Here is a 12,036-nt window from a genome sequence, read left to right as displayed (position 1 = left end):
TCCGTCCGGGCCCGGGAGCCCTCCGGCCCTCACCCCCGACAGACCCAATATGCAGTCGAATTCACTGATAGGGTATTGAATTATGGACAGGAATGACGCCGCCAGGCTGGTCGGGAAATACATCGCGATCTGGAATGAATCCGACGATAGGATTCGGCAGGCATTGGTCGAGGAAGTCTTCACACCGGACGCGACGTACACGGATCCGAACATCGCCGCCCGGGGCACCGCACCCATCGGCGACTATCTCGCCGTGGCGCAGCGCAACTTCACCGGGATGCCCTTCACCCTGGGGCCGGTGCTGACCCACCACGACATGGTCCACTTCGCGTGGCAGGTCGGCCCCGCGGTCGGGTCGCCGGTGGTGAGCGGATTCGACGTCGCCGAATTCGACGGCGGCCGGATCGCCCGGCTGACCGGATTCTTCAACGGCTACTGAGTCATTCGCTGGCGCATGGTCTCCGGGAAAGGAATTCGTCCCGACGACCAGTGGCAATGCCCTGAGCAGCCGCGCCCGTTTCACCGATACGGAATCGGCGTCGCCGAAGATCCGGTGGAAGGTCTCCCAGGTCGATCCGGCGATGCAGTCCCCTATGGTCGCGATCAGATTCTCGAAGAGCCGGGCGACCGCGTCGACCGACAGGGTCTCGAGCAGAATCCGGGTGCTGTTCAGCTGACCGAGTCCCCACCGGGGAAGCCTGCGATGGAAATCCTCGTTCGCGCAGGCCACGATGAGCAGCATTCCGGACTGGCTTCCCGATCCGAGGCTTTCGAAGAATTCGAGCGTGGCTTCGTCGGCGAGGTGCAGATCGTCGACCGCGATGACGACCGGGTGTTTCCGGGCGACCTCGTGCACGAGGCGCACCGCCTCGTGCACGTGGCGCACCGCCTCGTGCACGTGGCGCACCGCCTCGTGCACGTGGCCCGCCGGCTCCGGGCCGTGCCGACCGGCTGCACCGGCCGGGTCCGCCGGGCCGGTCCCACGGACCAGCGAACGCAGTTGCGCGACGACCGACGCCGGGTCGATGCTCACCGACCTGCTCACCCGGTACTTCACGATGAAGGGAGCGGTGCGGGCCTCCTCCTGGAGTAGCCGGCAGAACTCCATCAGGAGGCGGCTCTTCCCCGTCCCGTGGTCGCCGAGGATGGTCACGAGATGGGGAAGGCTGCGCTGTTCCACCCGCTGGAAGGTCCGCTGCAGGATCTCCATCTCGTGATCCCGGTCCATGAAAGGCTTCGTGTCGACCGGATACTCCACCGAACGCGCTTCGGCGATCCAGTACGGCAGCTTCTCGGCAGCCATGGCCAGATAGGACACCTGGTCGAGGGTCAGCGCCCTGGTGCGGTCGGACACCCAGATCAGGCCGGCCGGCACCTGCGGGAAGATCTCCCAGCAATGGTCCAGCAGCGTGCCGTTGGCCGAGACCCGGCTGCGGCGGGGCGCCGGGTCGAAGTGCCGCTGGACGTCGCCGGTCGCCACCATGGCCCTGATCGTGATTCCGTGCCGGCTCTCGTCCGACACGTCGAGGCTGTCCCGAAGCAGCAGGGCGAGCTGTGCCGCGCGCACGGCTCCCTCCCGTGGATCGTCGACGTCGAAGAGGGCGATCGTCGCGGAGCCGACGGATGCGAGCACCTCTCCCCCGCAGCACTCCACTCCCGCCCTGACCAGGGTGTGTATCCCGTCGAGTAGATCATCGAGACCGACGGGGTGCGGTTGTCCCGCCCCGTCCCCGACATGGGCGCGGACGATCATGACCGTCACCTCGCGCCGGTGTGACCGCTCCGGGGCCGCGGCCGGAACCTCCGGCCGGCCCGCTGCGTTCAGCAGGTCCGGCACAGGGCCGTCGTGGTCCGAAGGGGCCTCCGGAACGGGCCGTACACCCACATCGGGCGTCCGGCCGGCCTCCCCGGCCGCCGGCTCGACGTGCGAGAACTCGTTGAGCGTCGGGTTATGCGACAGGATGCTCTGCTGAAGGTCCCGCAGCCACGGCCCGGGCTCCAGACCGAGCTGGTCCACGAGTTCGGCGTGTGTGCGCTGGTAGACGTTGAGCGCTTCGCTCTGCCGGCCGGCACGGTACAGGGCGAGCATGAGCAGTCCGCGGGCGCGCTCCCGCAGCGGCTCGGCCTCCACCAGCGTCTCGATGCCGCTGATCACTTCCCGGTGATGGCCGCAGTCGAGCTTGGCCTCGAAGTAGAGCTCCTGGGCGTCGATGCGCGAGTTCTCGAAGATGTTCGACTCCGGCCATACGATCCCGGCTTCCACGAGATCGGCCAGCAGATCTCCACGCCACAGGTCCAGAGCGTCCCTGAGGATCACGGCGGCCTCGGCAGGGAGCTTGTTGGCCATCTTCTTGCGCGCGCGCTCCAGTTGACGGGAGAAGACATGCACGTCGACCATTTCCTCGTCGATGTGCAACGTGTACCCGGGCGAACGCGTGATCAGTGCCGGCTGCGACTCGCGTTCGCGCAGCGTCCGCAGCACCGACCTGAGAGACCAGACCGAATTCTGGAGAATTTTCCGGGCCGTAATGGGCGGCTCACCGTCCGGCCACAATGAGTCCACCAACCGACTGGTCGCGACAACCTGATTGGGTTCGAGCAGAAGCCGCCCCAGCAGCGCGCGCTGCTTCACTCCGCCGAGAACGACCCGTTCACCGTCACGGACCGCTTCCAGCGGTCCGAGCATGCGAAACTGCATCATGATCCTCCCCCGTTTAAGCCTGATCAAGAAGCATCCCGCCCGCGAATCCACGCGATAACGACAGGGATTGAACGAAATCCAGGCATCCGGCGCGATCGGATAATCCACGATCCGCGAGCGGGCGCCTCCAGCATCGGCAACACAGAGATTTCAGGATAAGTCAAGCACACAACCCCCCAGCATGCAACCAAAAATCAATGGACCAAAACCCCGGCACTCACACCATGCCAAGACTTTACCCATTGCATTCTAAGTGCACCGCCCGGTCCTGACCGATGTGTCCAGGAACACCAACCACCCCACCACCCCCACCCATCCCCACAGAACCAGCCAACCAGCCTACCGACGGCTGAATATGGCCGCTCCGCTTGCACCGGAGGCCGCCGCCTCTGATCGGCACGAAGTCACAGCACTCGCTCCGACGCCGATCCACAAGAGGTGTTTATGAGCCACCGCTTTACGCCTGCGACGCCGAAACAGCGCCCCGGCATGAGGAGCAGGAAGAGACGGCTGTCCGCGGCCTCAGGCGCTCCAGCCGCCCCCGACCGCCCGGCTCGACAGGTACGAGTCGCGCAGGGCCTTGCGCAGGCCGGGGACCATCACGTCGAACCGCGCGGCGAGCGCCTTGAGTTCCTGCTTGTGGGTGCGGCGGTCTGCCCGGCTCCATACACAGGTCACCTCGAGCTCGGCGGCGAACACGGCCATGGTCAGCTCCGCCGACGGGATCGACGCCGGGTCGGCTCCGCCGAGCACGGTGTCGCGCACCCGCTCCTGGAGGACGCGCACCTCCTCCGGGTGAGTGACGGTGACACGGTCGGCCGGGATGAGTCCCATCAACTTGCCGCGGGAGACGGAGACCGCCCCCGTGGCTGCGAGCTGGTCGCGGACCGGTGTCTCCGCGGTGTGGGCCTTGTTGTGCACGAACTGCAGCCAGCCCTTCGGCTTGCTGTCGGGCAGGTCGCGCCACACCGCGGCGGCGAAGGAGTCGTCCGGCCCCTTCCCGGGCTTCCGGATCACCTTCCCTCCCGTGGCGTCGAGCAGCCCGTCGCGCGCCAGCTCGGCCAGGGCGCCGGCACGCAGCAACTGGCCGCGGCCCTGCAGGTTGTCGATCTGGAACTTGCCCTGGTCCACGGTGTAGCAGAGCAGGTAGAGGTGTTGCGGCAGCGTCTGGGCCATGTTGTTCTCTCCCGTGCGGAGGGTGCGGGGTTCGAGGTGGCGCAGGGCGTGAAGCCGAGTGGCCTCAGGCCTTGTGGCCCTCGAAGTGGGGCTCGGAGTCGGGCTCGGAGTCGGGCTCGAAGTGGGCATCGAAGCCCAGGTGTTCGGCCAGGAAGCGTTCCGCCGCGGTGTAGAGGGCGATCACGTTCTCCGGGTTCTCGATGGCGTGGCCTTCGTCCTTCATGACGGTGTACTCGACGGGGACACCTCGTGCGCGCAGGGCTCCGACCAGCTGGTCCGACTCGGCGAGGACGACGCGGGCGTCGTTGGCGCCGTGCACCACCATCAGGGGGGTACGGATCCGGTCGACACGGCTGATCGGGGAGCGGGCCAGCATGTCGGCCTCCTGCTCCGGGTCGGCCGGGTCGCCGACGTACGTGAACCAGTTGTAGGCGAGCATCGGTTTGACGAAGTCGGGCTGGCTGCGCATGAAGTTGGCCAGGTCGGAGATGCCGACGACGTCCACGGCGGCGGCGAAGACATCCGGGGTGAAGGTGACTCCGACCAGTGACGCGTAACCGCCGTAGGAGCCGCCCATGATCGCCACACGGTCCGGGTCGGCGTATCCCCGCTCGACCGCCCACCGCACGCCGTCGATGAGGTCGTCGTGCATCTTGCCGGCGAACTCCCCGATGGCGGCCCTGGTGAAGCCCTTGCCATAGCCGGTGGAGCCCCGGAAGTTGACCTGCAGCACCGCACAGCCGCGGTTGGCGAAGAGCTGCGCGGCGGGATTGAACCCCCAGCTGTCCCGGCTCCAGGGGCCGCCGTGGACGAACAGCACCAGCGGCAGCCTGGACGGCTGGGCACCGGTCGGCAGCGTCAGGTACGACGGCAGCGTCAGACCGTCCCGGGAGGTGATCGACACCGGTCGCATCGGTGCGAGCGACTCGGGGTCCAGGTGCGGCTTCGCCCGGTGCAGCAGGCGGCTCTCGCCTGTGGAGTGGTCGTAGAGGAAGGTGACCCCGGGGTCACGGTCGTGGGTGAAGCCGGCCACCCACCGCTGTCCGCTCTCGTCGGAGGACAGTCCGGCGAGATCACCGTCGGACAGTTTCTCCAGGTTCTCCAGCACTTCGGCGAAGTGCGGGTCCAGCGCGTGGATCACCTGCCGCTCACCCAGATAGCGGACCGCGAGCAGCTCACCTGTGCGCCGGCTGCGGATCAGAGGGGAGGGCAGGGCGGGGAAGACCTGTGCGCGGGTGTCCAGGTCGTACCGCGGGTGGGAGTCGACCTCCTCCTCATTGCCGGTGGCCAGGTCGAGCCGGGCCAGGCGGAGACGGTCGCTCCCGCGGTTCGAGCCCAGCCATACCCCGGAGCCGTCCGGCGTGACCTCCATGGGGTAGATCCCCAGCGGAGCGTCACCGCCCTCGAACCGCGCCACGGGGTCCAGCGCCTCCGTTGCCCCGTCCCACCGGGAAAGCTCGACATCTCCATCAGCCGTCGTCGCCACCGCGTACGGCTCGCGCTCGGTGTACAGCCACCCGTCGACGTTGCTCCCCGGGTTCCGGGCGAGGGTCGTGAGGCCGCCGGTGGCGATGTCCAGTTCGACCAGGTCGAACCGGGCCCGGTCGCGCAGGTTCAGCTGGGTGATCACCTTGCCGGGCCGCCCGGCGGGCAGGTCCAGGCCCATGGTCCGCACCCCGGGATAGGGCGTGAGGTCCACCGCGGCTGTGTCCGGGGCATCCAGGTCGACGCGGTAGAGGTGCAGGTTCTCGTCGCCGCCCTGGTCCCGGGTATAGAGCAGCCACCGCGGGTCGCGGGTCCAGTGGTAGCTCACCACCCCGCGGTCCTCGGTGGTCACGCACCGCGCGTCCCCGGGCGTGTCGACGCTCTCGATCCAGACGTTCATGCGGTTCTTCCACAGCGCCAGGTACGCCAGCTTCTTGCCGTCCGGCGAGAGGGTCGCCTTCGCGCGAGGCGGCGACCCGAAGAACTCCTCGACGGAGATGGTCTCCCGCAGTGCCATGTCGGTCCTTCCTGTGGTCGGCGCCGCCCGATGCCGTGGGGAGGCGAGGCCGAGCGCCGTCTGTCACTTAATGACACTGTCACTAAATGACAGGCTCTTCAAGCCCTGGAACTTCCGACAGCCGGACCGGCGCCACGCTTGAGATCCGCGGTCCGGAACAGAAGGAGTGGGACACCTCACCCAGGGGCGGCCAGTCAAGCGGATGTCGTGTTGTGACTCACATCACACCGAGAAGAGGTAGCCGTGAGTGTCACTTAGTGTCAAAGTAGCACTGAGCGACATAAGCAAATGCACCTCGGCCCCCAGACGAACTCGGGAGAACTGACCACCATGAAGACCAAAAGCTTCCTGGAGACAGAGTCCGACACGCAGACGGAGCAGACGGAGCAGCCAGCGTCCCGGCAGCAGCCTTCGGTACTCGACCAGGCCGGAGGTACCAAGGGGATCGTCTACTCGGCACTGCCCGTGGTGGCATTCGTCGTCGCCAACAGCGCCGGCGGACTGCGGGTGGCGATCATCGCCGCCCTCGCCGTCGCGGTCGGCATCGGCGTGGAGCGCCTGGCGCGCAAGGAGTCGCTGCAGCCCGCGATCGGCGGCGTGTTCGGCGTCGCGGTCGCCGCGGGCATCGTCTGGCTGACCGGCTCCGCCAAGGACTACTTCCTCATCGGCATCTGGGCGAGCCTGGCCGGCGCCGTCCTCTTCCTCCTCTCCGTCCTGGTGCGGTGGCCGCTGGCCGGCGTGATCTGGAACGTGGCCACCGGCAAGGGCAACGCCTGGCGCGCGGACAAGCGCTCGCGGCTCTACTACGACGTCGCCACCCTGGTGCTGGCCGCGGTCTTCGGCGCCCGGTTCGCCGTCCAGCAGTACTTCTACGCCACCGACCAGGTCGGCTCGCTGGGCTTCGCCAAGATCGCCATGGGCTTCCCGCTGCTCGCCCTGGCCCTCCTGGTGGTCGCCTGGGCCGCCCGGAGCTCGAACAAGCGGCTTGCGGCCATCGGCCTGCTGCCCGCCAAGCGCGCCTGACCTCCCCGGAAAGAAAGGAAGCCGTAGTGACTACGAGCCGAGGAGAGGTCGTTCGGCCGCTGGGCGCGTTCGAGCGGACCATCGACTTCTACATGCGCCGCAACCCCATCCAGTTCTCCCTGGTCGCCGAGATCGACCGGCACATACCGGAGGCCGAGCTGACCGCGGCACTGGCGAAGCTCTCCCGCAGGCACCCGCTGCTCGCGGTGACGGTGGACCACGCCGCTCCCGGCGCCGTGTACCGGCAGGCCGGTCACGCGATCCCCGTGACGACGCTGCCGGAGGGCACGCCCTGGCAAGCGGTCGTGGCGGCCGAGCAGACACGGCCGATCCCGTCGGCCCCAGGCCCGCTGGTGCGCGCCGCCCTTCTGACGCGGGGCCGGCGGTGCGCCATCGTGCTCACGTTCGCCCACCGGATCGCCGACGGGGTGGGCGGGCTGCGGGCGCTGCTCGACCTGGTAGCGGTCCTGGACGGTGAGGAGCAGGCGCCCGGCACTGTCCCCGAGGCGCAGGAGGACCTCCTCGCCCGCGTCGTCACGCCGCCGGACGCCATGACCGACAGCCCGCCGCCGGATGACCCGCGCCTGAGCGCCGCCGGTGAACTCGCACCGTTCGTAGGGCACCTGCCGCATCTGCAGGCTCTCGCGCTCGACCAGGAGCTGACCGCCCGGCTCGTCCTGCGCTGCCGGTCGGAGAGCACATCGGTGCACGCGGCGCTCTGCGCCGCCGCCGCCGTGGTGTTCCACCGGCGTGGACGGGAGTTCGTACGGGTACTGACACCCGTGGACCTGCGCCGGGCCGCCAGTCTGCCCGACGAGGTGGTGAACCGCTTCGTCGGGGCCAGGACCGCGAGCGAGGCACACGAGGCCGACGACTTCTGGAAGCTCGCCCGTGGCACCCGCGAGTCGCTCGTACGCCAGCGCGCTCCGCACGCCCTCAAGGCCGCTGGTGCCCAGCTCACGGAGCACGCCCCGGCGAGCGGGGAGGAGGCCGAGGCGATGATGGCCGCCGCCACCGCGGCCGACATCCAGATCACCAACCTCGGCGTGGCACAGCCGTGGAAGCACAGCGGGAGCACGCTCACCGCCCTCTGGGGTCCGGCACAGATCACCCAGCTGCGCGGGGAACACGTGCTCGGCGTCGTCACCGTCGGCGGGCGGCTGCGGATGACCGAGCTCACCCACGACCCCGTCGCCGGGCTGGTCGGAGACATCGCCGCCGTACTGGCCGAAGCCTGTGCCGAGCCCGGAGACGGCGCGGACCGGGCCTGAACGCCAGGGCAGCACCAGCACCGTCGGCCGCTCGACGACACCCGCACCCGCCGCGCCGGTCACCTGCCCGGCAGCCGCTCCGCACTGACATCGGACGTCACTCAATGTCAATATGACACTGGCGTGCCGACACGGAACAAGCGGAGGTGACCCGAATGGCGACGGCCAAGCGGGGCGGGAACGGAATGAGCGAGCAGCGGCGCCACCGGCTGCGCCTTGAGATCTCCCGGGAGGCGTCCCGCCTGTTCTGGGAACAGGGCGTGGACGCCACCAGCGGTGACCAGATCGCCGAAGCGGTGGGCCTGTCCACCCGCACCATCTGGCGCCACTTCCGCAGCAAGGAGAGCTGCGCCGAACCCATCGTGACGCAGGGCGTGGAATGGGAGATGCGCACACTGCGCGAGTGGCCCGCGAACCTCTCGCTCGAAGAGCGGTTCAGCGGGGAGGCGAGCCGGTTCCGCGCCGAATCCGACGCGGTCGAGCTGGCCGACAACGCGCTCGCGATGCGGATGATCCGGCTGGCCGACACCGAGCCGGCGCTGCGTACCGCCTGGCTGATGGCCTGTGACCAGGTGGAGCGCGAGATGGTCGAGATCATCGCGAAGCGTCTGGGACGCCCGGCCGATGACATCGACGTGCGCCTGCATGCCGCGGCGGCCTCAGCCGCCATCCGGGTCCTCAACGAGGAGATCGGTGCGGCTCTCCTCGACGGTGCCGACCCCGCACAGTTCGCCGACGCCTCGGAGCGCATGGCACACGCCGTCCGCAGGGCCACGGGAGGGGCTGTGGGGGACCCGGTCGTCGGCGGTCCCTGACGATGCGGGCACTTGCCAGTCAAGCCACTTAATGCCATCGTGACACTTGATGACATGTGAATGTGCTGTGACGGGGTGATCCGGATGGACATGCTCACGAGCCCCTCTGCCAGGGGAATGAGTGAGCGGCGGCGCCACCGGCTGCGTCTGGAGATCTCCCGGGAGGCGTCCCGCCTGTTCTGGGAACAGGGCGTGGACGCCACCACCGGCGACCGGATCGCCGAGGCCGTGGGCCTGTCCACCCGCACCATCTGGCGCCACTTCCGCAGCAAGGAGAGCTGCGCCGAACCCATCGTGACGCAGGGCGTGGAATGGGAGGTGAGCTTGCTGCGGAGCTGGCCGCGCCATCTCTCCCTCGAGGATCATCTCGCCGCGGAGGTCGTCAGATACGGGAACGACGCCGGTGCCGCAGAGCACGCCGACAGCCTGCTCGCGGTCAAGATGATCCGGTTGGCGGACCACGAGCCGTCGATCCGGACAGCGTGGCTCATGGCCTGTGACCAGGTGGAGCGCGAAATGACCGCGATCATCGCGGAGCGTCTGGGACGCCCCGCCGGCGACCTCTCGGTGCGACTGCACGGCGCAGCGGCCTCCGCCGCCTTCCGGGTCATCAACGAGGAGCTGGGCGCCATCGTGATGCGCGGTGTCGTTCACGTGGATCTCGAACACGACGTGATCCGACGCGTGGCGCGAGCCGTGCGCGATGCCACCGGGGGTGCGATCGGCGACGCCGTCGCCCCCGCAGCGGCGGAACTCCCGTAACTGCCACGTACGACCGCCCACGCGACTCACGACCGCCCCCGCGACTCACGGCCGGCGAACAAGCCGACCCTCGCCTTGGAGCCGACCGGTGTCACCGCCGCCGCTGGTCGGCGCGCAGCTCGAAGTCGCCGTAGCTGCTGTCGACCGGGTTGACCGTGACGCCGGGGGCGATGATCCCGTCAATGGCGTCGAGCACGTCCGGCGAGAGCTTGACGTCGGCGGCGGGCAGGAACGCCTCCAGCTGCTCCATGGTGCGCGGTCCGATGATCGCCGAGGTGACGCCGGGGTGGTTGATGACGAAGGCGACAGCCAGCTCGACGAGCGTGAGGCCGGCCTTCTCCGCCAGAACGGCGAGTTGTTCGACGGCGTCCAGCTTGCGCTGGTTGGCCAGGGTACTCATGTCGAAGCGGGCCTGAGGGCGTGCCGCGGAGGCGGGGCCATCGCCGGCGTTCTTGCGGTAGCGGCCGGAGAGCCAGCCGCCGGAGAGCGGACTGTAGGTGAGGGTGCCCATGCCGTGACGGCGCACGGCGGGCAGGACATCCTCCTCGATGCCGCGGACCAGGATCGAATACGGCGGCTGCTCGGTCACGAATCGCTCCAGGTTGCGCTCGCGCGAGACCCACTGGGCCTCGACGATCCGGGAGCCGGAGTACGACGAGGTTCCGATGTAGCGGATCTTGCCCTGGTGGACGAGGTCGGAGAGGGCGCCGAGGGTTTCCGAGACGTCGGTGTCGGGGCTGGGGCGGTGGACCTGGTAGAGGTCGATGTGGTCGGTGCCGAGGCGCCGCAGGGAGTTCTCGACCTCGCGGATGATCCAGCGCCGCGAGCCACCCCGCTGGTTGGGGTCGTCCTGGTCCATCGGCATGAAGAACTTGGTCGCGAGGAACACGTCCTCGCGGCGGTCCTTCAGCGCCTTGCCGACGATCTCCTCCGAGACCCCGGCGGAGTACACGTCCGCGGTGTCGACGAAGTTGATCCCTGCGTCGAGGGCGCGGTGGATGATCCGGATCGAGTCGGCTTCGTCCTCGTTGCCCCAGGGGCCGAACATCATCGCGCCCAGGCAGAGCGGGCTGACCTGGACGCCGGTACGGCCGAGCGGTCGGTACTGCATGAGGTGTTTCTCCGATCGTGTGGTGGTCAGTCGTTCGCCAGGGGAACGACGGTGCCGGAACTCGCCCAGCCGGCGAGCAGGCTCAGGGCCTGCCGCTCCCGGGAGTCCGGTTCGGGGGTGTAGAAGTTGAGCCGCAGGCCGGGGTCGGCCGGCAGGTCCATCGCCTCGTAGGGCAGCGCCAGATCGCCGGCCAGCGGGTGGTGAAGGTTCTTGACGCCGGAGCGGTGGAACTTCACGTCGTGGCGGGCCCATCGGCGGGCGAAGTCGTCACTCCTGGTCGTCAGCTCTCCGATCAGGTCGGTGAGCGCCTTGTCGTGGGGCGCCCGGCCCGTCTCTGTACGCAGGAAGGCGACCGCGTCGTCGGCGCCTCTTTCCCAGTCCGTCCAGAACTCCGGGCCGGCCGGGTCGAGGAACATGAAACGGGCGCTGTTGACCGGGCCGCGCCGGGCGAACAGCGGAGAGTCGAAGACAGGTGCGTACAGCGCACGTCCCAGCGCGTTGGTGGCCAGGATGTCGAAGCGCGCGTTGCGTACGTACGCCGGCACGTCGGTCATCGAGTCGAGCAGCCGCAGGATCGTGGGCCGTACGCGGGACGCGGTCACCTTGGGCCGTCGGCCCGACGGCGTCGTCGCGCGGGCGAGATCGTAGAGGTGGGTGCGCTCGGCCTCGTCCAGCTGGAGTGCGTGAGCGAGGGCTTCGAGCACCGAGTCCGAGGCACCGGTGAGGTTCCCGCGTTCGAGCCTGATGTAGTAGTCCACACTCATGCCCGCCAGCAGGGCGACCTCCTCGCGGCGAAGGCCGGCGACCCGACGGTTCGTGCCGTAGACGGGGAGCCCCGCCTGCTCCGGGGTGATCCGGGCCCGCCGGGTGCTCAGGAACTCGCGGACCTCGGCGGCCGGAGTCTTCCTGCCGGTGTCAGCCATGCGCAGGAGCTTCTGCGGTGGCGGCGAGGGCGGACATGCGGTGGCTCCTTCTGATCGTCGTGGATCCCGTGCCGGTCCCCTCACCGTAGATCCGCCGGCGGGTGCCTGCGAGGTACTGCCATTACCTGGAAGAGCAGTGACTCCCGCCTGTGCGCCGAGGCGCGGTTCCCTGGAAGGACCGGATCCCGGCCGGCCACGACCGGACCCAACCGGCGACCGGTCTCAAGGAGCACCGTGTGCAGAGCGCCTTCG

9 protein-coding genes and 1 pseudogene are annotated in these 12,036 nt (G+C 68.9%); 5 read left to right on the top strand and 5 right to left on the bottom strand.

The window, feature by feature from the left end:
* Positions 1–82: 82 nt before the first annotated feature.
* The gene (locus ACIREO_RS19685) at positions 83–439 is read left to right on the top strand and encodes a nuclear transport factor 2 family protein (protein WP_404111998.1); all 357 of its coding nucleotides are present in this window, start codon (positions 83–85) and stop codon (positions 437–439) included.
* Positions 440–739: 300 nt separating this feature from the next.
* On the opposite strand, the pseudogene ACIREO_RS19680 reads toward ACIREO_RS19685, so the two are convergent.
* The 3 genes and pseudogenes from ACIREO_RS19680 to ACIREO_RS19670 all read right to left on the bottom strand — a co-directional run.
* A pseudogene (locus ACIREO_RS19680) lies at positions 740–2,398 on the bottom strand (BTAD domain-containing putative transcriptional regulator); the annotation flags it as partial.
* Positions 2,399–3,223: 825 nt separating this feature from the next.
* Complete coding sequence (locus tag ACIREO_RS19675; protein ID WP_404111566.1) at positions 3,224–3,877, bottom strand: GPP34 family phosphoprotein; 654 nt, start codon at positions 3,875–3,877, stop codon at positions 3,224–3,226.
* A 64-nt stretch (positions 3,878–3,941) separates the two neighbouring features.
* Positions 3,942–5,879, bottom strand: coding sequence for a S9 family peptidase (locus ACIREO_RS19670; protein ID WP_404111563.1), 1,938 nt, complete (start codon positions 5,877–5,879; stop codon positions 3,942–3,944).
* A gap of 330 nt (positions 5,880–6,209) precedes the next feature.
* Between ACIREO_RS19670 and ACIREO_RS19665 the strand changes: the two genes are divergently transcribed.
* The 4 genes from ACIREO_RS19665 to ACIREO_RS19650 all read left to right on the top strand — a co-directional run bounded on the left by ACIREO_RS19665 (position 6,210) and on the right by ACIREO_RS19650 (position 9,750).
* Positions 6,210–6,902 (top strand): DUF3159 domain-containing protein, encoded by a 693-nt coding sequence (locus tag ACIREO_RS19665; RefSeq protein ID WP_404111560.1) that lies wholly within the window; start codon positions 6,210–6,212, stop codon positions 6,900–6,902.
* Between the two features lie 26 nt (positions 6,903–6,928).
* On the top strand, positions 6,929–8,173 hold the full coding sequence (locus ACIREO_RS19660) for a peptide synthetase (protein WP_404111558.1): 1,245 nt from the start codon (positions 6,929–6,931) through the stop codon (positions 8,171–8,173).
* Between the two features lie 155 nt (positions 8,174–8,328).
* Positions 8,329–8,988, top strand: a complete 660-nt coding sequence (locus tag ACIREO_RS19655; protein WP_404111556.1) for a TetR/AcrR family transcriptional regulator — start codon at positions 8,329–8,331, stop codon at positions 8,986–8,988.
* An 84-nt stretch (positions 8,989–9,072) separates the two neighbouring features.
* Positions 9,073–9,750, top strand: coding sequence for a TetR/AcrR family transcriptional regulator (locus ACIREO_RS19650; protein ID WP_404111553.1), 678 nt, complete (start codon positions 9,073–9,075; stop codon positions 9,748–9,750).
* A 91-nt stretch (positions 9,751–9,841) separates the two neighbouring features.
* On the opposite strand, the gene ACIREO_RS19645 is transcribed toward ACIREO_RS19650, so the two are convergent.
* Together ACIREO_RS19645 and ACIREO_RS19640 are read right to left on the bottom strand one after the other, a co-directional pair.
* Positions 9,842–10,861, bottom strand: a complete 1,020-nt coding sequence (locus tag ACIREO_RS19645; RefSeq protein WP_404111550.1) for an aldo/keto reductase — start codon at positions 10,859–10,861, stop codon at positions 9,842–9,844.
* Between the two features lie 26 nt (positions 10,862–10,887).
* Positions 10,888–11,784, bottom strand: a complete 897-nt coding sequence (locus ACIREO_RS19640; protein ID WP_404111547.1) for a helix-turn-helix transcriptional regulator — start codon at positions 11,782–11,784, stop codon at positions 10,888–10,890.
* Positions 11,785–12,036 lie beyond the last annotated feature (252 nt).

It is taken from the genome of Streptomyces sp. NPDC102441, from assembly GCF_044765585.1.
GTDB lineage: Bacteria > Actinomycetota > Actinomycetes > Streptomycetales > Streptomycetaceae > Streptomyces.
Note: the sequence above shows the minus strand (reverse complement) of the source record. Positions and strands in the feature narration are given on the sequence as shown.